The following is a 20,236-nucleotide window of genomic DNA, read 5'->3' on the forward strand; positions in this document are numbered from 1 at the left end:
ATATGATACCAATCGCTTTTTGGATTCAGTCAATTTTATAGGTGAGTTGATAGGTTTGGGATAGTGTATGATCATCGGTTGAGTTAATACTGTTTGAGCTTTTTTCGACTGAGAAAAAAAGCATGGATTTGTAAGGGTGACAAATAATCTCTGAATTTACGCTAAGTGGTGCCGTGAGCTGGAGCGGATTTTTACCACTTGTATCCATGATCCAGATCGATTTGGATTGAGCATCAGAATTGGGTGTTGTCTGAGTAAAGACAATGCGCTCACCGTTTGGTGTAAAGCGGACTGATCCAAAACTACCGTCTGCGATACTGCTTGAGTTTGTCGCGTTGGTATCCCAGGTACGGATCGTTTGGGAGTCGCCGCCGTTTTTAACAAAGACCACTTGATTGTTTAAGTCGTTAATATCAAAACTGCTCACATTATCAGCAATTAGGGTGGAAGACAATTCAGAAGAAGCATCATCTAATTTTGCATAGTATAGATTCGTTCGTTCTTCATTCTGGGGGTCGGTTGCCATAAACACGACGACCTTTTCTTTATTGATATAGTCAACGGCCAGGATATTATAGTTGTTAAGAAGCTTATAAATCTGTCGATTCCCTTCACTGTCGGCCTTTACAATCTGACTTGTGTTATTGGCATAGACCACCTGGCCGGAATCGCCAATACCAAAGCGCTGGATAACATTTTCTTCCGGCAGGGAAATGATCCGGGTCGTGTTTTTGTTGACGTCCGACCAGACAATCTGAGTGTCGATGCTGCCCGTTAAGGGATCGACTAATTTTTCGGCATAGTAAATACCTGTGTCAAAGGTATCATAAAAGGCGCTCAATGGTCTTTTGTCAGAATTGACAAATGAGGACAACTGCATCGTTTCAATAGTATAGGTGTCAATATTATAGAAGGTCCCAAAAGTAAAAAGGATCAGATTATTTCCGCTATTGGTAATATCCTGTACGATTCCGGGGGCGATCATAGTATAAGATTGAATGCTAACTTGCTGTGGCAAAGGGTCATTTGAGGTTGGGTTATTTCGTAAAACAACCGGTACATTTACAGGAATAAAGAGGTTCTGGCAACCACTGGTGATAAACAAACTCAATAAAACAAAACAAAAGACAAGGACTCTATTTTTTGCTTTTTTCATCGGTTTCACCTCCATAAATTAAGACGGACAAAATGGGAAGTGTCACAATAATATTGGTCCCTTCGCCCACTTGACTGACAATGTCAATTTTTCCATCATGTTTTTCGACAATCTGTTTTACAATATAAAGGCCCAGGCCGGAGCCGCCTTCATCATAACCCCGGGAACGATCCTCTTCAACCCGATAAAAAGCATTGAAGATCCGTTTTTGTTCAATTTCTGAAATCCCCGGTCCATAATCGCGGATCGATACGACGATGTGATTATCCTCAATAGCTGAAATGACATCAATAATTTCACCACGGTTTGAATATTTGATGGCATTATGGATGATATTGATAAAGACTTGTTGGAGTCGGTCATAATCCCCCAGGATTTCAGGAAGATCTTCAGATACATAATTAATTTCGATATCGGATTGACTGGCCTTAATCTGCATTTGTTCAACCACCTCGGAAAGAAGCAAAACAATATTCAGGTTCGTTTTCTTAAAATCAAACTCAGCTTTATCAAACTTGTTGACGTTTAAAAGGTTATCAACGAGTCGCAGCAGTCGATGCCCCTCCCGATTGATGGTGTTCAGCGAGCGGTTAAGAATTTCCGGATCGGCGACCTGTCGGCGGGTGAGCATGTCGGTATATCCAATGATGGTGGTTAGAGGGGTACGCAATTCGTGAGAAACACTGCTGATAAATTTCCGCTGTTCTTCCTGAATATGGCGAGCAGCGGTCATATTACGGATGATGATCATATAGTTTTCTTCAAAACCCTTTTCCCGGATGGGACTGCCAATCAACAACAGATTCCGGTTGTTGCAGTCAATTTCTTCAGATATATGGTCTTTGCCGTTTTTAAGGCTGTCAAAAATATCCCGCAAAAAAGATTGATACTGAAAATCATAAATCGTTTTGGGGTTGCTCACATTAAAATAAGTTTTTATATAACTGTTTGAAGTGATAATATTACCGTTTTTATCAATCGCCAAAAGCCCATCATCGATGGAAGCCAGAACCCCGGCCAGCCGTTTTCGTTCTGATTCCAGTTGCAGGATAACACTGTTGATATTGGTAACCATGCCGTTAAAGGCATGGGTCAGATCCCCGATTTCATCGGTGTGTTTATAATAAATCGTTAAATTATAATTACCGTGATTGATTTCATTCGATATTTTAGTCAAATCTTTGATGGGCTGAAAAAAGTGCTTGGAAAAGGTCATGGTTACAAAAATCATAACCATCAGACCAATTACGCCACCAATCCCGAAAAGGATCCCGGCAATACGTAAAAAATTGTCCATTTCGTGCATTGAATCGATGAAACCAATGTAACCGACCACGGTATTATCAATTATAATCGGAGACGCAAAATACGCCATATGGGCATCATTAATGGACTTTAAGGTAAAAACTGATGCATTTTCAGCCACGGCAAGATCAACCTCTGTTTTTAGTGTATTGGTAAGGGTTGTTTCTTCAAGCGAATCGGCAATGCGATTTCCCATGTCATCAAAAAGCACGACCCGGTGATTTTTGCTTTCGGCGATGCTTTTTGAAAGATACAGACTATTGGTAAAAAATCGGTTTTTAAGGGAATCCGGGATCTGAACATTTTTTAATTCCTGACTGATCAGTAAGGTGGAGTCCTGGGCTGTTTTTTGCAAGGTGTCTTTTGTTTGGTTAATATAGTAGTAGGAGGTTCCTTGAAAAACACAAAATACAACAATTAAGAATGCAAAAGCAAAAAGTAGGATATTGTATAAGATCATTCGAACCCGATAGCTTAGTTGCATTAAAGTTTCCTCATTTTATATCCAATTCCAAAAACAGTTTGGATGTATTTATTGCCCTGGGTGTCAATTTTTCGTCGGATGCGCTGAACGTGCATATCAACTGTTCGGGTGTCGCCGTAATAATCATATCCCCAGATTTTTTCAAGTAGTGTATCGCGGGGGAAAACCTGCTCCAAATTGGAGGCCAGCAAAAAGAGCAATTCAAATTCTTTGGGAGTGAGATGGATCTCGTTTCCTTCTAACAAGACCATTCGTTCATCAGCATAAATGCTTAAGTCACCATTTTTTAACAGCGATTCCTGTTTTTGAGGTTCAATGGTAATTGTTGAACGTCTGAGATGCGCTTTGATTCGGGCGAGCAGTTCGCGGTTATCAAAGGGTTTGGTCAGATAATCGTCAGCGCCCAGTTCCAGCCCTAAGACTTTGTCAATGATATCGGTTTTGGCGGTTAAAAGAATAATTGGAACGCCCAATTGGGGAGACAGCTCCCGACAAACATCATAACCGTTTTTCTTTGGTAGCATAATATCCAGCACGATAAGATCCGGACGGACCGCTAATGCTTTTTCGACAGCTTCTATACCATCGCTGGCGGTTTCCACCTGATAACCTTCAAATTCCAGTTCCAGTTTTATTAAATCAACAATCGATGCTTCGTCATCGACAACGAGTATTTTCTCATTCATTTTCATACCTGCTTTCTTAGCTTACTATAATAAAAAATCATTAAAATTTCTTTAAGTTCCTGTAGACTGCCGAACCGATGCAAACAACATGATGTAACAATTGTTGGTACTGCGTGACGTTTTATCGATCGTTTTAAACCAGTTTAAAACCACAGATTCAATTGTTCCTTGTTTTGGATAGCTCCCAAAACCCGGTCATCCAGATCCGGGATGGTTTTGCGGAGGTTTTTAATCATCTGTTTGATGTCTTCTCGTTTGGTGTAGCCATTGGCGGGACAGGTGCTTTGGATTACCGGCAGATCTTTCATTTCCGGGTCTCCGATAATGTCCCGTTCCTTAACAAAAATTAAGGGACGGATCAGGGTGATGTCTTTTCGATCCAGATAGGTCACCGGTGAAAAGGTGTTAATCCGGCCTTCGTAAAACAGGCTGAGAAAAAAAGTCTCGATGGCGTCATCGGCATGATGGCCCAGGGCGACAGTTCGGCAGCCTTGCTCGATGGCCAGATCATGAAGAGCACCACGTTTCATGCGGGCACACAGTGAACAGGGATTTTTTTCCTGTCGTTCTTCAAATATGATCGGGCCGATAGTGGTTTTTTTGATGGTGTAGGGAACCTTTAGTCGGGCACATAAATCCACTAATGGGGTCAGATCCATGCCGTCAAAGCCCATATCCAGGGTAATCCCTTCCAGTTCAAAGGGGACTGGCGAAAAGTATTGAAAGCGTTTCATGGCATAAAGTAGTGCCGTGCTGTCTTTTCCTCCGGACAGACCAATCGCAATGCGGTCTCCGGGTTTGATCATCTGATATTTTTCAATACCCCGGCGAAGGGGACCAAGAATTTTTTTCATGGTGTACTCCTGTTTTCATTTTGATGCTAAAGTAAAGCGTCACGTTTCAGCACTTGTCAAAGTCTTTCATAAAAGGTACAATATAGTCTTAATGGCTTTCTATAGTCATTCTAACACTTAACAGAAGAGATTAAAAGGAGATTTGTTTAAATGAAACAGGCAATTATTAGTTTTTTGGCATTTTTACCGGATTGGCTGGAAATCATTGTCATATCTGCCATTCCCATTGTTGAACTAAGAGGTGCCATTCCTCTGGCAATTTTAGCTTATGATATGCCCTACCTGCAAGCCTATTTATTAGGTGTGCTGGGGAGTATTATTCCGGCACCGTTTATCTTATTGTTTATTCCAGCCATCCTGAAATGGATGTCGGGAACCAAGGTTTTCGGGAAGATGGCGAATTGGATTATTGCCAAAGGAATGAAAAAATCGGATAAATTGACGAAGTATGAGTTTTGGGGCTTATTTATCTTTGTGGCGATTCCTTTGCCGGGAACAGGAGTTTGGACCGGGTGTCTGGCTGCTTCACTGATCGGGCTGGATTTTAAGCACAGTATGATTTCGGTAGTTCTGGGTTCAGCAACGGCAGGTATGATTGTTACCGCATTGGTGGCAGCCGGCCTGTCGTTATTTTAAATAGTAGGAGAAGTGATGGCACTATCACAGCATTTTTATCAACAAAACAGAAAGAAACTGGCAGACAGGCTGGCGAACAACAGTCTTACCATTTTATTTTCAGGCCGGGAAATAGAGATGACGGCGGATGCCAGTTATCCCTTTTTTGCCAACAATAATTTTTATTATCTAACCGGTATAAGAGCGCCGGAGGTGGTCCTTGTGATAATAAAAAACCATCATAATGACTGCGCTTATCAACTCTTTATTGACTCGGCCGATCCATTAAAAGAAAAATGGGTGGGTAAAAAGATCAATCGCGATCTAGCAAAAGCGGTTTCAGGCATTGATGAAGTTTATTATGTTAAAGATTTACCTAAGGAGATTGCCCGTGCAGCAGCGGTTCAAACCGTCTATTTTGATTTTAAAACGCCTAAACATCAGAGTTTTAAAACCACCGATGAGGGGCTTAAAAAGATCTTAAAGCAATCCGAGTTAAAGGATCTTTATCCCATTTTAGCGGGCTTGCGACTGATTAAGAGCGAGGAAGAAATGCGCGCCATCGCGAAAGCCAATGCGGTTACAAAAAAAGGCATCGAAGAAATGAAGGCATTCATTAAATCCGGTACCTACGAATATGAGCTGGCTGCTTTCTTTGAATATTATGTAAAAAAAGAAGGAACTGAGGGATTGGCCTTTGAAACCATTGTCGCATCAGGACAAAACGCCACCGTTTTGCATTATGTGTCCAATCACTGTCAGTTAAAATCAGGGGATTTGGTTCTCTTTGATCTGGGCGCCAGAGTGGATGGTTATTGCGGCGACTTAAGTCGGACCTTTCCGGTCAGTGGAGAAATGTCTAGGCAGCAGGAAAAGCTCTATGAAATTGTGGAAGCCGTTCAAAAGGAACTGATTGTCGCCTACAAACCGGGTGCAGTGATGAAAGATTTACAGCAACTGACGAAGGAACTGTTTCTGGAGAAATGCTGTCGTGCCGGTTTTGTTCCCGAAAATAATGATATCACAGAATTTTATTATCATGGGATTGGTCATCCGTTGGGTTTGGATACCCATGATTTGCGACCGGAGGGCGATTTAATTTTGGTACCGGGAATGGTAATGACGGTGGAACCGGGTTTATATCTGGAAAAGCTTGGCATCGGCATTCGGATTGAAGATGATGTGGTGATAACGGATGACGGTTGTACCGTCTTATAGTTAAACACCTCTTATCGTTTAAAACAAAGAGCTTTGAATCAAACGATAAAACGAGCGGAAAACTTTAGTCGTAAATAAAGTACTTGACAAAAAAAATAATGATGTGTATGATAAAAAAAAAGTAATTGAATATTTACCTATCCAGAGAGGTGGAGGGACAGGCCCGATGAAACCCGGCAACCAGCGTATGTATGGTGCCAATACCTGCGATATTTTCGCAATGATGGGATTTAATGTGAACATTAGCCTCGTCGTTAGACGAGGCTTTTTCATTATCAACGTTCGTGATTATCATAAAAGCGATCAGGTAAATGGACATTACATTAAAAAAGGAGAGCAAAATGAAAAAATTATTTACCTCAGAATCGGTGACAGAGGGCCATCCCGATAAGATTTCTGATCAAATTTCCGATGCCGTTCTGGATGCCATTTTCGCACAGGATCCGATGGCTCGGGTGGCCTGTGAAACACTGGTAACAACTGGTTTGGTACTGGTTGCCGGCGAGATTACGACGTCCTGCTACGTGGATATTCCTAAAATTGTCCGAGCAACTGTTCGTGAAATTGGCTATGATCGGGCAAAATATGGTTTTGATTGTGATACCTGTTCAGTCGTTACAGCCATTGATGAGCAATCAACCGATATTGCTATGGGTGTGGATGAAGGACTGGAATCAAGAAAAGGTGAATCAAGAGAAGCTGATCTGGCTGCTGGTGCCGGTGATCAGGGGATGATGTTTGGCTTTGCCTGCAATGAAACCCCGGAACTTATGCCATTGCCAATATCACTAGCCCATCAACTGGCCAAACGACTCACCGATATCCGCAAAGAAAAAATCGTTAACTATTTACGTCCGGATGGAAAAACCCAGGTAACGGTGGAATACAATGATGGGGTGCCAACACGGATTGATGCCGTGGTTATTTCTACTCAGCATAGTACCGATGTTTCTTCAGAAACCATTGAGAAGGACATGATTGAAAAAGTAATTAAGGTCGTGATTGATCCGGCCTTACTGGACGCCGATACGAAGTATTTTGTTAATCCCACCGGGCGGTTTGTCATCGGCGGACCACAGGGCGATTGTGGTTTAACCGGTCGTAAAATTATTGTCGATACCTATGGTGGCTATGGCCGTCATGGCGGCGGGGCATTTTCGGGAAAAGATCCCACAAAGGTGGATCGCTCTGGAGCCTACGCAGCCCGACACGTGGCCAAAAACATCGTTGCCGCCGGCCTGGCAGATAAATGCGAAGTGGAACTGGCTTATGCCATCGGGGTGGCCAAACCGGTTTCAATTTATGTGGACACCTTTGGCACCGGAAAAATTGAAGATGACAAGATTATTGCCTTAATTGAAAAACATTTTGATCTCAGACCAGCCGCGATCATTAAAAACCTCGGTTTAAGAGCACCCATTTACAAACAAACTGCGGCCTATGGTCATTTTGGCCGAACCGATCTTGATCTGCCCTGGGAACGACTTGATATGGTAGAAAAACTGAAAAGCAGTTTATAGAATTTATTAAATCAAAAAAACCATCCACTTCATCAATTTTATTTAGCTAAATGGGGTGCATCGTGGTAAAATAATCTTAAGTATAACGACGATGTATCCCAGCTATAACGCTAAAAACAATGAGGAGGAAAAGATGGAGAAATATGTTGAGATTTATAATGCTTTTGGAAAAGACAAACCAGTTGAAGAACAACCCCAGTATCATATGAATTGTGCCGAGGTACTGCTTCGTTCGGCCAATGAAAAATATGATTTAAATCTGCGGCCGGAAAGCTTTCGGATGCTGCAGGGATTTGGGGCCGGATTTTATTCTGAGAAAACCTGTGGCGCCTTTTCGGGATCATTGGCAGCCCTGGGCGCTTTATTCACTGAAGAAAGACCATCAGACCAGGCTAAAATGACGCGAGCAGCAAAGCTTTTAGTCGAAGAATTCGAGAAAGAGTTTGGCAGTCTGGATTGTGATTATATCAAAAAACATCATCGCGATGAAGTAGCTGCCTGTAACCCGGTTAAACTGCGGGCCGGCCAGGTCTTTGATCGGGTTGTGGCAGCACTGGAAAAAGAATAATGATAAAAATAACCACAAAGAAATGATGGAGGTTATCATATGAATCAAAGTGAAGCGAAATCTCTGGGCATTGATATACTGGAACGGTCTTATGGTAAGTGGTGGCTGATGTTGCTGGATGGGTTGTGTTTTATTGCCCTAAGTATTTTTGCGGTATTCTTCAGCAATCATGCGATCACCCTGCTGGTTTTTACTTTTGGGGTTTACCGTGGGATCATGGGAATTATATACATTGTCTCAGCATTGATCATGCGGTATAAATATGATGCCAATATCGGTTTCAGTCTGACAAGGGGAATCTTTGATCTGCTCATTGCCGCTGTCTTCTTACTGGTTCCCAATGTGATTGTAGCATTTTTTATCATTATCATCGGCATCTGGGCCATCATTACTGGAATTTTTCTATTGATTGTTTCGGCAAATTCGGGAAACGTGGGTAGAATTGTTAAAATCGTCATGGGCGTGGCATTGATTGGGTTTGGCATCTACGCTTTTATTAATCCGATGGGCCCGGCAACCATTATCGTCATGCTTGTTGGTGTTGCTTTTGGTATATTCGGTTTATTTTTGGTAATCCAGTCGATCGGTATGAAACGAACGTATACCCAAATCAAAAAAGTCAAAAGAGGCTATGAGGATTATCATATTGAATAATATGGCGAAATAATAGCGAATGATTGAGCAGCTCGGGTGAGAAGAACCGGAGCTGCTTTTTAGATACAAAAAATGGAATGATGTTTTGAATATATTTTGCTTGACAAAAGATTAAAAAGCTCATATTATAAGTGTAAAGGGTTCCAAATGTAGGACGTTATCTGTTTGTGCGGTTTGGATTTTTTTAAAACAACTAAATGTAGGATGACCTACTAAAATGAAAGGCTAGCGATGAATAAATTAACAGGTTTTATAGGGCTAGGCATTATGGGAAAACCCATGGCCAAATGTCTGTTAAAAGGCGGTTGTCGGCTAATGGTCAATGATTTGGATAGCAGGGCTGTGAATGAACTGGTCACATTGGGGGCGATTTCAGGATCTCTATCTGAAATTGGGGAACAATGTGAAGTTATCTTTACAATCCTGCCAAATGGTAGTATCGTTCAAGCTGTTTTATTCAATCAGGGGGGTGTTTGCGACTCCATCAAAACGGGCAGTGTTATTGTTGACATGAGTTCGGTCACGCCGGTGGAATCACAAACCTGCGCAACGAAACTTGAAAAATTAGGCATAGATTTTCTGGATGCACCGGTAAGCGGCGGCGAACCAAAGGCCATTGATGGCACCCTGGCGTTTATGGTTGGTGGTGAGAAAGAAGTGTTTAATCGAATCATGCCATATTTCGAGATGATGGGTTCGTCGGCCTTGCTGATAGGTGGCACTGGAAGTGGTTCAGTGACCAAACTGGCCAATCAGGTTATTGTCAACTTGAATATTGCGGCCGTATCCGAAGCGCTGGTGATGGCAACCAAGGCCGGTGCCGATCCGGAGCTGGTTTATCAAGCCATTCGTGGCGGGTTAGCAGGTAGCACGGTTTTAGATGCTAAAGCGCCGTTGATGATAGACCGAAATTTTGTGCCGGGGGGGAAAATATCCATTAATTTAAAAGATATCAAAAATGTTATGGCTACTGCCCATGAAATTGACGTGCCCATGCCGATGAGCAGTCAGTTGCTGGAAATCATGCAGGCCCTCAAGGTTGACGGTCATTTAAATGACGACCATGGTGGAATTGTCCAGTATTTCGAAAAGCTGGCAAAGGTGGAAGTAAGAAGAAAGGGTGAGTGATGATGCGCACAGTTGATAGAATAGATTCTTCAATCCTGAATTCATTTAAAAACGTAGATGAAAAAATAGTCACCAACCGGTTGAATGAAGCACTCAAGACCTTGAATAAAAAAGTAGTGGTTTTAGACGATGACCCCACGGGAATTCAAACGGTTCACGGTATTTCAGTTTACACGGACTGGAGTGTGGATAGTATCGAAAAAGGATTCGCTGAGGATAACAGCATGTTTTTTATTCTCACCAATTCTCGGGGCTTGACAGTCGAAGAAACATCTGCTGTTCATCAGGCGATCGCCGAGCGGATTTTAGCGGTTTCAAAAAAGACTGGAAAAGAGTTTATTCTGATCAGTCGCAGTGATTCCACCTTGCGGGGACATTATCCGCTGGAAACAAAGTTGTTGAAGGAAACCGTTGAATCCGGTTCGGATCAAAAAATCGACGGCGAAATCATTTTTCCCTTCTTTAAAGAAGGCGGACGCTTTACCATCAACAATATCCATTATGTTCAGGAAGGGGATGTTCTGGTACCGGCAGGAGAAACTGAATTTGCCAACGACAAATCTTTCGGATATACGTCTTCCCATTTGGGCGAATGGTGTGAAGAAAAATCAGGCGGAGCCTATCAGGCCGAAACGGTCACCTTTATTGCCCTTGACGATTTAAGAAAAATCGAGTTCGATAAAATTACTGATCAGCTTTGTAAGGTCGAGAATTTTAATAAAATAGTTGTCAATGCCATTGATTATGTTGATGTAAAAATCTTTACGATTGCCTTTGTCGAAGCAATAAAACGAGGCAAGACATTTATCTTCCGCTCAGCAGCTGCTATCACCAAAGTACTGGGAGGAGTTCCGGATAAACAACTATTAACGCATGACGAATTGATCCTGACCGAGAATAAAAATGGCGGAATTATTGTAGTCGGTTCCCATGTCAATAAAACAACGGTTCAGTTGGAAAATTTGAAAAGTTCAGAAAAGGACATCCAATTTGTTGAATTCAATCAACATCTGGTTTTAGAAGCCGGCGGATTGGCTAAAGAAGTCAAACGCGTGGTGGCCTTGGTTGAAGATTATATCAAATCGGGAAAAACTGTGGCTGTTTACACTAAACGTGAGCGGTTTGATCTGGATACTGATGATAAAGATGCCCAACTCCGGGTTTCAGTAGAGATTTCTGATGCAGTCACCAGTATCATTTCTAAACTGACAGTGCGGCCAAACTTTATTGTGGCAAAAGGCGGGATTACCTCCAGTGACATTGGTACCAAAGGCTTGACCGTCCAGAAAGCGATGGTGATGGGTCAGATCAAACCGGGCATTCCCGTTTGGACGACCGGTGAGGAAAGCAAGTTCCCGGGATTGCCCTATGTTATCTTCCCTGGTAATGTCGGGACCGAAACAACCCTGAAAGAAGCAGTTGAAGTGCTGATGGGTGAATAACGTGCTGGTTAGTTTGAAGGAATTACTGAATCAATGCAAAAAAAACAAAACAGCTATTCCGGCTTTTAATGTATATAATTTAGAAACCATTCTGTCTGTTAATCAGGCAGCAAATAATTTGAATCGCCCGGTCATCTTTTCATTTGGCGAAAGCTATCTCGATGATCTACCACTAGAATTAATAGCCCTAAACATTCGGTTTCTGGCTGAACGCTCACAGCAGCCGATGGTCTTGCATTTGGATCACGCCAAAAATATGTCAACCATTACAAGAGCGATTGACTGTGGATTTACCTCGGTAATGTATGACGGTTCACATTTAAGAATCGAAGAAAACATTAAAAATACCCGGGCAGTGGTTGAAATTGCCCGGGAAGCCAAGGTCAGTGTTGAAGGGGAACTGGGCTATATGAACCCTGAAGATGGTTCTCAAAATGATGAACCCAGCAGTGCTGAGACTTCGGAGTTTACCCGGCCAGAGCTGGCGCTAAAATACGTCACTGAAACTGAGGTTGATGCCCTGGCTATTGCCATCGGCAATGCTCATGGTCTGTATCGGGGCGAGCCGCACTTGGAGTATTCAGTGTTGGCGGAAATTGCAGCACTCACCGATATACCACTGGTGCTGCACGGGTCCTCGGGAATCCCCGCGGAACAGATTAAAAAAGCCATCAATCTTGGTATTTGTAAGATCAATGTCAATACTGAACTGGCATTGGGAGCGGTCGAAAGCATCCGGCGAAGTATTAAAATAAGCCCCGAAGTCAATTCATTGCGTTACGAAAAATTGATACGTCAAACAAAAGCGGATCTGGTTCTGCTGATTGAAGAATATCTAAAACTAACAAGCAACTAACGATCTGAATGGGAAATCACTGCAGGGCTTTCCTAAAGATATAGATTTAAAAATTAAAAATAAAGATTAATCAGTGAAAGGTGAAAATTATGAACATTTTTTTATCATACCCATTGGACCCGAAGGATCTGGCCTGGCCAGGAGAACCAACCGTTAAGGTGCGTCAAGCAACCCAAATTGGCGTTGATGCTCTTCCCTTCAACAGTTTTATGAGCGAATTGCCGAACCACTGCGGCACCCACTATGATGCCCCAAAACACTTTAATCCCGATGGCCCAAGCATCAACGAATTACCGATGGAATACTTTGTCTTTAAAAATGTATTGCTTTTGGATATTCCTAAAAAAGCCTGTGAAGGTGTGACGGTTGAAGAATTAAAAGCTTACGAAGAAGAAATCAAAAAAGCAGACCTTTTATTGATTCGGACCGGCTTTGACAAGGTACGAAAAACATCCCCCGAAACTTATCAAATGGAAGGTCCCTTCCTAACGCCGGAAACTTGTTTATATATGGTCAATACCTTTAAAGATCTGAAAACGGTAGGTTTTGACTTTTTAGCCATTGGTTCGCCCTGTAATGATCTGGCAGCCCCAGCCCATCAGAATCTTTTAGGATTTAACACCGAGAAATTCATTACTGCCATTGAAGATATGCACCTGGAAGTGCTGGGTGACAAAAAAATCAATTCGATTACAGCTGCACCATTGCGGATTGTTGGCTTGGACAGCAGCCAGGTCAGCGTCATTGCCGATATCGAAGACTAGAAAAGAGAATAGAAATACTTGCTGACGATGTGAAACATCGTCAGTTTTTTTGATTTTATTGACTTGTCTATGGGGAATTTAGTCATTGAAAAAGATTGATAGAATCAGTATTCACTTGAATGAGAATGAAGGTAAATTCGGTTTTGGAAAACTGATTGAATAATTTATTCTTATATTTATCAAATTAAAAAGATACAACACGGTTATTCTGCCATGACGTATCTTTTTTGTTTTTTGATATTTATATTGAATTAAGATTTTGATTAACCTTCTGCCAAAGATTCCGGTATTCTGGCGCAATATCATAAAGATCTTCAAAGACCGGGAAAGAGATCGCTTTTACATCAAAATTGCCTTCATTGGCACACCATTGATAACCTAAGCCAATCGAAAAGTTTATCATCATAAAATACAGTTTTTCTGGCGTTAAAGGACTTCTGATAATTTCCTGACTTTGACATTGCTTAATCGGGTTGAGATACCAGGTATCGGCCCCAAAGGTATCGTCGAAACTTCCTTTATTTTCATCCAAATTGATTTTATAGACCTGTTTCACCACGTCGCTTCCAGCCTCCACAATCATATTAAGAAACAATTCATGAACAATCCATAAACGTTCAAGGTCATTTTCTGCAGATAAAATAATCGGGATATAGTTTTCATGTAAAACAATAGCTTTATCAAAAAATGAAGAGATGAGGTCATCTTTATTTTTGAAGATATTATAAAATGTACTACGAGAAACCCCAGATTTCTCGCAAATTTCATTAATGGAAATCTGATCGTATCCCTTTTGATTAAAAAGTGCTATGGCAGTATCCATGATGAGATTATAATTATTTGCTTTATCTTTGCGCATGTTTAGTTCCTTCCAGAGCGTATTAGTTTTTTATTTTTCATAAATACAAGAAGTTGATATCAAGTTGCATAACAAAATTATTATACAATACTTTAGTAAAAAAACAATATTAAAAAAATTGTATGAAATATTAAAAATAATTATTGACTAAATAAAATACATGAAGTATTATAATGGACAAGTGTATCATAAAAATATACAAGTGTACATGTTAAGTTTGCTAAAGTCGATAAGATTTAAATACGAGAGGAGTGAAAACGGATGAATGAGATTGAAAACCTGGAGAAGCAGTTAAAAGATTTGGAACAGGAATTGATGCGTGAAGAATGTTATACGATGTTAACGGATTATATATTCTATTTTAATCTGGATAAGAAAAAAGAATTACAGTGGACAAAAGATGAAAACGTTTTAGTGATGATGGATCAAATCAAACAAGTGGTTGATGCTGAAAAAAATAAATTGAGCAAATATTATGAGATTAAAAGTGAGTATTCACATGCAAATGGCGGATCTGCTCATGGACACAGTCATAGCCATGGAAATAGTCATAACCATCATGAGCATAGTTAAGGTGAAGAATAATTAATAGAAACTGAGGTAATAATAATGAATGCATCGATGGGAAAGATTCTAATTGTTCATTTAGATACAGGCGAAATAATCGAAGAAATGGTGTCGGAATTTGTTTGCCAACAGGTGCTTTCCGGCGTAGGGATCGGCGTATCCCATTTATTAAAACACATTCCGGCAGATGCTGATCCGATGGGACCGGATAATGTGCTGGGGTTTGTCAGCGGCCTGCTGACAGGCACCGGCAGTTTGATGACCGGTCGATGGCTGGCAGTGACGAAGTCGCCTCTCACCGGCGGCTGGGGTGATGCCAACTGCGGGGGTTTTTTCTCCCCGGCAATCAAGCAATGTGGTTATGATGCCATCTTTTTTCATGGTATTGCCAAAGAACCGGTTTACTTATTCGTCAGCAATAAAGGCCCGGAACTGCGAAGTGCAAAAAAATATTGGGGAATGGATGCTACCGAGGCAGAAGACACCTTGATAAAGGATTGCCGGTCAAACGGTCTAAAAAAACAGCCCCGGGTTGCGGTGATCGGTGAGGCAGGAGAAAATTGTTCCTTGATTTCTGGAATCTGTACTGACGGTGGAAGAATCGCTGCCCGATCTGGAGTCGGTGCGGTGATGGGAAGCAAGAAATTAAAGGCCGTCGTTTTAGCCGGCAATAAAACCATTCAGATTGAACATCCGGATACGATGAAAAAAATTAGTAAAGCATTTGCCGATCAAATGCGTAATGCCAATCTGCCACCCCTTAAGCTCGGGGGAGCTCTGGGTATCGGGGGAAAAGTCATGGGGATGATGACGACATCCGGGCCCATGGATGGCGGTGCATCGGCGATGCTTTTGAAAAAATGGGGGACGCCGATGGCTACACCCATGTCGATCAGAAGCGGGGATGCCCCCATAAAAAATTGGGCCGGCAGTTCAAAGGATATCAGCCGAAAGTTTGTCAGTGCTTATAATCCGGATCGGATGATTGCCCGGGAATTTAAAAAATACCACTGCTATTCTTGTGCCATGGGTTGCGGCGGGGTGATCGGCATCAAAGATGTGGAAAACGGTGCCTATTCCCATACCCATAAACCGGAATATGAAACCCTGGATGCTTTTGGACCACTGCTGATGAATGACAACTTAGAATCCGTTTTGTATATCAATGAATTGCTCAATCGGGCGGCAATGGACACCATTTCAGCGGGCAGCGTTGTCGCTTATGCGATTGAGTGTTATGAAAGAGGGATTATAACGCCGGAACAGGTGGATGGACTGGAACTCAATTGGGGAAATAGTGATGCCATTATTGCCTTGCTCCGAAAAATGATTAAACGAGAAGGTATCGGTGATATTTTAGCCGATGGCATAAAAAAAGCAGTTGAGCGACTCGGTGACAATACGGTTACCGCAGCCATGCATATCGGCGGTCAGGAACCAGGCATGCACGATTCCAGAATGGACCCTCAATTGGGACTGCACTATGTGGCCGATCCAACACCAGGTCGGCATACCGGCGGATCACGACAAAGTTACAATGCCTTAGCCCTTCATTTAATCTGCTCCTGGGTACCAAAACCTGAGAAAGAAAAGAAAGCTCTCGAATACATCCCCAGTGAAAAAGAAGCAATTAAGAGTGTTGCTTCAGCCTGCTACAAAGAACTTCTCGATGGGGCTGGGGGCTGCTATTACGCCATGCTGCTGGGAAACAACAACTGGAAAATTGTGGAGATGTTAAATGCCGCCACCGGCTGGGAATATACTGGGGACCAGTACATGGAAATCGGCAAACGCATTCAGACGATGCGCCAGCTTTTTAACGCCAAACACCATGTACCGATTACTGAATGGGCATTGCCGGATCGAATGGCTGGCAAACCACCGCTGCAAGAAGGTCCGTTAAAAGGAAAAACGCTGCAGAATGAAGAAATGGTGAGGCTCCATTGGAAAGCATTCGGCTGGGATGAAGAGACCGGAATTCCCACTGCAGAAACCATTGAACAATTGGGCATCAATACCATTTTGGAAGAGGTGAAATAAATGGAAAAAAAGAAAAAGAAAAATCCTCTGTTTGATTACAAAGTCTGTATCGCCTGCGGTGTCTGTTATCAGGCCTGCCCGACTAGCTGTATCCAGCTTTCAAAAACGGATTTGGATCGTTATAAAAAAGCATATCCGAAGGTAGAGAAAAATGAAGCCTGCATTAGCTGCGGAATCTGCAGTAAGGTTTGCCCCATCGATGCCATTGCCATGATTGAGGAATAATTCCAATGAAAATTTTAGTTCTTCCACCGGGACGATACACCTCTGAAAAAATGGATGAAAACGGATATTTGGACATCAAAGAACATTCAACAGTTGGAGATGTACTGAAAATTTTAAAAATGCCCAAAATCATTGCAAAGATCTGGCTTACCAGTGTTAACGGCCAAATTGTTCCGTTTAATACGGCTCTGAAAGATGGAGATACAATCGGATTTTTTTCCGGCCTTTCAGGCGGTTGATAAATATCGATAGCATTGAAAGATGAAATATAAAACAAACAAAATTAAGATTACAAGATAGTTTTGAGAATATCTTGTGACAGAAAAAAAGGAGAAACAAAATGAGTTTTTTGAATTTTCACGGAAAAGACAGTGTGAAATTTAACGGTCATGATAATCCGGTCGTTCCAGTTTCGATGGCCCAGTATGTGATGCACTATTTATATGGTGTTAATGAGCCGGCATTGGTTAAACAAGCGAGTAAAATTCTGGATGGGATTGAAACGGCAGCGACCGCGGAAGAGATGGAGAAAAAAATCGGCGCGTTTACCATGATGAGTGCTCACCCGGCGATGAAATCCATGCCTCATGGTTTGGCTCTGAGTCAAAACGCAGCTAAAAATGTGATGGACTTTGCCTATTATGTGGAAGGCGCCAAGGGTGCTCGTATTGCAGTTGGGCCTTGTATCTGTCAATTAGGAACCCAAAAATATCCAACGGGTATCACGGAACCTGAAATCAAAGATATCACCTTGTTTTATGGTGCGGATATTTACCTGGATCTGGGCATGGAGTTTGAAGAAATCACAGCGGATGAAGCCAAAGATATACTGGATGAAATGCATAGCCGCGGCTATGTTCATCAGGCTCTGTATATGTTTGATGCCGGAGCGGGTCTCTTCGTTATGTGCAATTGCGACGGCAATGTATGCAGTGGTGTCAAGGGCGTTCGGTTAACAGGAACAGGTATTGGCAAGGGTCCCGAGATTTGCAAACAGGATCCTGGGAAATGCTTAGGTATTGAAAAATGCGGAAAATGTCTTGAACGATGTCCATTTGGTGTCAATAAAGCAGATGGTGACACGGTTATTTTTGATCAAAGTAAGTGTATGGGATGTGAGCTATGTGTAACCACTTGTCAAGGCGGCGCTCGAGAACTAGAGATTCGGGAAGATTACGAATTTGAACACATTATGAGTAAAACGTTACTTTTAGCTGGCAAGTACGGATATGAAAGGATGGTACCCTATGAAAGATAATACAAAAAAAGCAATGAACAAAGGTATTTCACTTGGCGTTCTGGTCGGTGCAGCCGCCTACGGCGTCGTCAAGAAAGATTGGAAACCGTTGGCAGCCGTGGCGGCCTTGCATGCTGCCGAATATGCGGTAGTAGGGCGAAAAATCGGCAAAGCGGCGGAAATATCAGAACCGGAGGCAGTCGCCAATTGCATGTTTTTTGGAATTGCCTGGTGGCAACCGCTGCAGGAAGAAGTCAAAGCCAAGATGAAAAAAGCCCAAATTATGGCAGAATTGGAAAAGGAAGGTCTGATAAGCGAAGATAAATTTAAAAAAAAGGGTTGTGGAATCCGTTTTGTAAATGAAACCGAATCGAATGTATAATAAGGAGAATAAGAAAATGACCGCAAAAACGGAAAAAAGCTATGTTGTTGTGGAAGAAGCAAAACAGCTCAATTATTTAAATAATTATGTTGCTTTGCCAAAAGAATATGGCACCCCCAGCTACTATGGCAGGGAAGATGTTAAAGAAATAAGAAGAGTGGTGTTTTCAGCACTAGCCACCCTTGATGAAAAAATTGATTTAAGAAAGCAGATCAATGGCCGTCACGTTATAATCAAGCCGAACCTTGTCGCCGTCTATCACAATATGGGATATAAAAATGCTGATATGCCACAATCCACTGATCCCAGAGTATTTGAAGCGGTGGTGGATTATATCTCCCGATATACCAACCGAATCACCATTGCCGAGTCTTCGGGCGGAGCCATGGGAACGACTTCCAATTTTAAAACAACCGGGCTGGATCGGATCGCTAAAAAATATCATACTGGTCTCGTTGCTTTTGAAAACCTGCCAATTGATCGCTACATGCTGCCCAAGGCAGAGGTGATGAAAGAAGTCTGTATTCCCCGGTTACTCAGTGAAATCGTCCGGGGCGAAGCATATTATATCTCCGTACCTAAGATGAAAACAAATCTTTACACAGGCGTTACACTGGGATTTAAAAATGCGATGGGAACTCTACCTGTGAACATGCGATATCGTAATCACAGCTATCAGATTGAAAAAAAATTAGTGGATCTTTTGTATTTGTTTAAGCCGGATTTGACCGTCATTGACGGAATTGTCGGGGCCGAAGGCTTAACACCAGGTCCAGTTGATCCGGTTGACTCAAAAATGATTGTCGTCAGTAACAATTCTGTGGAAGCCGATCGATTAACCACCGAAATGATGGGATTTGATTCCAAGGAAAACGTCCTCATCAAAGAAGCAGTTTCGAGAGGCTATGGGGATCCCAAAACCGAAATAATCGGAACTCCCAAATATTTTAAGTTCAGACCGGCAGATCGATCGCTTTTAAGCGAACGATTCCAGGCGAACTTTCCCAACGTTAAATTGCTTATCGGGGTCACTAAAAATGATACGACCCATAAAATTACCAGTGTTGATGAAGTAACGCCAGAGCTGGTCAGGGAAATGGAAGGGATGTGCAACGGTGGTTGCCGCCCGGCGATCGCTCAGGTTTTCGAAATGTATTTATACTCTAAAAAGCCCATTGATAAAAATTTTAAGTTGGCCATTATCTACGGTTCCGGTATAAAAATCGACGGGGTCACTTACTATTTTGACGGTAACGGTAAAGCTTACAATAAAAAAGATATCAATGAACTGCAAATGAAAAAATATGCCATTGGTGAATGTGCCAGAGAGATGGAACCATTTGCTGACCTGTTTACCGGCGGATGCTGCGATATTGGAGCAGCAACGCTTGGTTTGCCGGGAGTAACCGGGATACCGCTTCCGGCAATGTCGATGGATAACAAGGGAATGCCCGGGATGATGAAATCGATGTTGGAAACGTATCTAATCCGAAGAAAAATGCTGAATAAAGGGGAATATTACGATGTGCCTTATGATCAGAAAGATTTTGACAAGGTATTCCCAGTTCCAACATTAAGTGAAGCGGAAATGAAACAAGACTTTATCGAGTGGCCACTGCCGAGAATGACGGAACACGTAAAAAAAGAAAAACTGAAAAATCTTAAATTAATGTAAA

At 42.1% G+C, this 20,236-nt stretch carries 21 protein-coding genes and 1 riboswitch; of the genes, 16 read left to right on the forward strand and 5 right to left on the reverse strand.

What is annotated here, in order from left to right:
- Nucleotides 1-25: 25 nt before the first annotated feature.
- The 4 genes from U2P91_RS14140 to U2P91_RS14155 form a co-directional block, all read right to left on the reverse strand.
- Nucleotides 26-1,156 (reverse strand): hypothetical protein, encoded by a 1,131-nt coding sequence (locus U2P91_RS14140; RefSeq protein WP_111889381.1) that lies wholly within the window; start codon nucleotides 1,154-1,156, stop codon nucleotides 26-28.
- The gene (locus U2P91_RS14145; protein WP_322519831.1) at nucleotides 1,137-2,945 is read right to left on the reverse strand and encodes an ATP-binding protein; all 1,809 of its coding nucleotides are present in this window, start codon (nucleotides 2,943-2,945) and stop codon (nucleotides 1,137-1,139) included. The genes U2P91_RS14140 and U2P91_RS14145 overlap by 20 nt, the downstream gene beginning before the upstream one ends.
- Nucleotides 2,945-3,631: a response regulator transcription factor gene (locus U2P91_RS14150; protein WP_111889811.1), complete on the reverse strand. Its 687-nt coding sequence runs from the start codon at nucleotides 3,629-3,631 to the stop codon at nucleotides 2,945-2,947. Before U2P91_RS14150 ends, U2P91_RS14145 begins: the two co-directional genes overlap by 1 nt.
- 143 nt (nucleotides 3,632-3,774) lie before the next feature.
- Nucleotides 3,775-4,485, reverse strand: coding sequence for a tRNA 2-thiocytidine biosynthesis TtcA family protein (locus U2P91_RS14155; RefSeq protein WP_111889383.1), 711 nt, complete (start codon nucleotides 4,483-4,485; stop codon nucleotides 3,775-3,777).
- A gap of 150 nt (nucleotides 4,486-4,635) precedes the next feature.
- Between U2P91_RS14155 and U2P91_RS14160 the strand changes: the two genes are divergently transcribed.
- From U2P91_RS14160 to U2P91_RS14200, 9 genes are all read left to right on the forward strand, one after another.
- Complete coding sequence (locus U2P91_RS14160; RefSeq protein WP_322519832.1) at nucleotides 4,636-5,121, forward strand: small multi-drug export protein; 486 nt, start codon at nucleotides 4,636-4,638, stop codon at nucleotides 5,119-5,121.
- A 15-nt stretch (nucleotides 5,122-5,136) separates the two neighbouring features.
- A complete protein-coding gene (locus U2P91_RS14165; RefSeq protein WP_322519833.1) occupies nucleotides 5,137-6,318 on the forward strand; it encodes a Xaa-Pro aminopeptidase in 1,182 nt (393 codons plus the stop codon).
- A 134-nt stretch (nucleotides 6,319-6,452) separates the two neighbouring features.
- A riboswitch (SAM riboswitch) is annotated at nucleotides 6,453-6,548 on the forward strand.
- A gap of 111 nt (nucleotides 6,549-6,659) precedes the next feature.
- The gene (gene metK / locus U2P91_RS14170) at nucleotides 6,660-7,838 is read left to right on the forward strand and encodes a methionine adenosyltransferase (protein WP_322519834.1); all 1,179 of its coding nucleotides are present in this window, start codon (nucleotides 6,660-6,662) and stop codon (nucleotides 7,836-7,838) included.
- Between the two features lie 133 nt (nucleotides 7,839-7,971).
- Nucleotides 7,972-8,406: a C-GCAxxG-C-C family protein gene (locus U2P91_RS14175; protein WP_322519835.1), complete on the forward strand. Its 435-nt coding sequence runs from the start codon at nucleotides 7,972-7,974 to the stop codon at nucleotides 8,404-8,406.
- Nucleotides 8,407-8,445: 39 nt separating this feature from the next.
- Nucleotides 8,446-9,060, forward strand: a complete 615-nt coding sequence (locus tag U2P91_RS14180) for a DUF308 domain-containing protein (RefSeq protein ID WP_322519836.1) — start codon at nucleotides 8,446-8,448, stop codon at nucleotides 9,058-9,060.
- A gap of 231 nt (nucleotides 9,061-9,291) precedes the next feature.
- Nucleotides 9,292-10,188 carry a 2-hydroxy-3-oxopropionate reductase gene (gene garR, locus U2P91_RS14185; RefSeq protein ID WP_322519837.1) on the forward strand — a complete coding sequence of 299 codons (897 nt, stop codon included), beginning with the start codon at nucleotides 9,292-9,294 and terminating at the stop codon, nucleotides 10,186-10,188.
- Complete coding sequence (locus U2P91_RS14190) at nucleotides 10,188-11,630, forward strand: four-carbon acid sugar kinase family protein (RefSeq protein ID WP_416173384.1); 1,443 nt, start codon at nucleotides 10,188-10,190, stop codon at nucleotides 11,628-11,630. Before garR ends, U2P91_RS14190 begins: the two co-directional genes overlap by 1 nt.
- 1 nt (nucleotide 11,631) lies before the next feature.
- Nucleotides 11,632-12,486, forward strand: a complete 855-nt coding sequence (locus tag U2P91_RS14195; protein ID WP_026395515.1) for a class II fructose-bisphosphate aldolase — start codon at nucleotides 11,632-11,634, stop codon at nucleotides 12,484-12,486.
- Nucleotides 12,487-12,575: 89 nt separating this feature from the next.
- Complete coding sequence (locus U2P91_RS14200; protein ID WP_322519838.1) at nucleotides 12,576-13,250, forward strand: cyclase family protein; 675 nt, start codon at nucleotides 12,576-12,578, stop codon at nucleotides 13,248-13,250.
- Nucleotides 13,251-13,491: 241 nt separating this feature from the next.
- Here the strand turns inward: U2P91_RS14200 and U2P91_RS14205 are convergent, their stop codons facing one another.
- The gene (locus U2P91_RS14205; RefSeq protein ID WP_322519839.1) at nucleotides 13,492-14,109 is read right to left on the reverse strand and encodes a TetR/AcrR family transcriptional regulator; all 618 of its coding nucleotides are present in this window, start codon (nucleotides 14,107-14,109) and stop codon (nucleotides 13,492-13,494) included.
- A 261-nt stretch (nucleotides 14,110-14,370) separates the two neighbouring features.
- Here U2P91_RS14205 and U2P91_RS14210 point away from each other — a divergent pair, with 261 nt between their 5' ends.
- From U2P91_RS14210 to U2P91_RS14240, 7 genes are all read left to right on the forward strand, one after another.
- Complete coding sequence (locus tag U2P91_RS14210; protein WP_322519840.1) at nucleotides 14,371-14,682, forward strand: hypothetical protein; 312 nt, start codon at nucleotides 14,371-14,373, stop codon at nucleotides 14,680-14,682.
- Between the two features lie 36 nt (nucleotides 14,683-14,718).
- On the forward strand, nucleotides 14,719-16,716 hold the full coding sequence (locus U2P91_RS14215) for an aldehyde ferredoxin oxidoreductase family protein (protein ID WP_322519841.1): 1,998 nt from the start codon (nucleotides 14,719-14,721) through the stop codon (nucleotides 16,714-16,716).
- Nucleotides 16,717-16,941, forward strand: coding sequence for a 4Fe-4S binding protein (locus U2P91_RS14220; protein WP_322519842.1), 225 nt, complete (start codon nucleotides 16,717-16,719; stop codon nucleotides 16,939-16,941).
- Between the two features lie 5 nt (nucleotides 16,942-16,946).
- A complete protein-coding gene (locus U2P91_RS14225) occupies nucleotides 16,947-17,180 on the forward strand; it encodes a MoaD/ThiS family protein (protein WP_322519843.1) in 234 nt (77 codons plus the stop codon).
- A 101-nt stretch (nucleotides 17,181-17,281) separates the two neighbouring features.
- Nucleotides 17,282-18,199, forward strand: coding sequence for a 4Fe-4S binding protein (locus U2P91_RS14230; protein WP_322519844.1), 918 nt, complete (start codon nucleotides 17,282-17,284; stop codon nucleotides 18,197-18,199).
- Nucleotides 18,189-18,560, forward strand: a complete 372-nt coding sequence (locus U2P91_RS14235) for a hypothetical protein (protein WP_322519845.1) — start codon at nucleotides 18,189-18,191, stop codon at nucleotides 18,558-18,560. Before U2P91_RS14230 ends, U2P91_RS14235 begins: the two co-directional genes overlap by 11 nt.
- Nucleotides 18,561-18,576: 16 nt before the next feature.
- Nucleotides 18,577-20,235, forward strand: coding sequence for a DUF362 domain-containing protein (locus tag U2P91_RS14240; RefSeq protein ID WP_322519846.1), 1,659 nt, complete (start codon nucleotides 18,577-18,579; stop codon nucleotides 20,233-20,235).
- Nucleotide 20,236 lies beyond the last annotated feature (1 nt).

The organism is Acetobacterium sp. K1/6 (assembly GCF_034438075.1).
Lineage (GTDB): Bacteria > Bacillota > Clostridia > Eubacteriales > Eubacteriaceae > Acetobacterium > Acetobacterium carbinolicum.

Coding starts and splice junctions, on each gene's coding strand:
- U2P91_RS14140 (WP_111889381.1), bottom strand. CDS start 1,156: ATGAAAAAAGCAAAAAATAGAGTCCTTGTCTTTTGTTTTGTTTTATTG.
- U2P91_RS14145 (WP_322519831.1), bottom strand. CDS start 2,945: ATGCAACTAAGCTATCGGGTTCGAATGATCTTATACAATATCCTACTT.
- U2P91_RS14150 (WP_111889811.1), bottom strand. CDS start 3,631: ATGAATGAGAAAATACTCGTTGTCGATGACGAAGCATCGATTGTTGAT.
- U2P91_RS14155 (WP_111889383.1), bottom strand. CDS start 4,485: ATGAAAAAAATTCTTGGTCCCCTTCGCCGGGGTATTGAAAAATATCAG.
- U2P91_RS14160 (WP_322519832.1), top strand. CDS start 4,636: ATGAAACAGGCAATTATTAGTTTTTTGGCATTTTTACCGGATTGGCTG.
- U2P91_RS14165 (WP_322519833.1), top strand. CDS start 5,137: ATGGCACTATCACAGCATTTTTATCAACAAAACAGAAAGAAACTGGCA.
- metK (WP_322519834.1), top strand. CDS start 6,660: ATGAAAAAATTATTTACCTCAGAATCGGTGACAGAGGGCCATCCCGAT.
- U2P91_RS14175 (WP_322519835.1), top strand. CDS start 7,972: ATGGAGAAATATGTTGAGATTTATAATGCTTTTGGAAAAGACAAACCA.
- U2P91_RS14180 (WP_322519836.1), top strand. CDS start 8,446: ATGAATCAAAGTGAAGCGAAATCTCTGGGCATTGATATACTGGAACGG.
- garR (WP_322519837.1), top strand. CDS start 9,292: ATGAATAAATTAACAGGTTTTATAGGGCTAGGCATTATGGGAAAACCC.
- U2P91_RS14190 (WP_416173384.1), top strand. CDS start 10,188: ATGATGCGCACAGTTGATAGAATAGATTCTTCAATCCTGAATTCATTT.
- U2P91_RS14200 (WP_322519838.1), top strand. CDS start 12,576: ATGAACATTTTTTTATCATACCCATTGGACCCGAAGGATCTGGCCTGG.
- U2P91_RS14205 (WP_322519839.1), bottom strand. CDS start 14,109: ATGCGCAAAGATAAAGCAAATAATTATAATCTCATCATGGATACTGCC.
- U2P91_RS14210 (WP_322519840.1), top strand. CDS start 14,371: ATGAATGAGATTGAAAACCTGGAGAAGCAGTTAAAAGATTTGGAACAG.
- U2P91_RS14215 (WP_322519841.1), top strand. CDS start 14,719: ATGAATGCATCGATGGGAAAGATTCTAATTGTTCATTTAGATACAGGC.
- U2P91_RS14220 (WP_322519842.1), top strand. CDS start 16,717: ATGGAAAAAAAGAAAAAGAAAAATCCTCTGTTTGATTACAAAGTCTGT.
- U2P91_RS14225 (WP_322519843.1), top strand. CDS start 16,947: ATGAAAATTTTAGTTCTTCCACCGGGACGATACACCTCTGAAAAAATG.
- U2P91_RS14230 (WP_322519844.1), top strand. CDS start 17,282: ATGAGTTTTTTGAATTTTCACGGAAAAGACAGTGTGAAATTTAACGGT.
- U2P91_RS14235 (WP_322519845.1), top strand. CDS start 18,189: ATGAAAGATAATACAAAAAAAGCAATGAACAAAGGTATTTCACTTGGC.
- U2P91_RS14240 (WP_322519846.1), top strand. CDS start 18,577: ATGACCGCAAAAACGGAAAAAAGCTATGTTGTTGTGGAAGAAGCAAAA.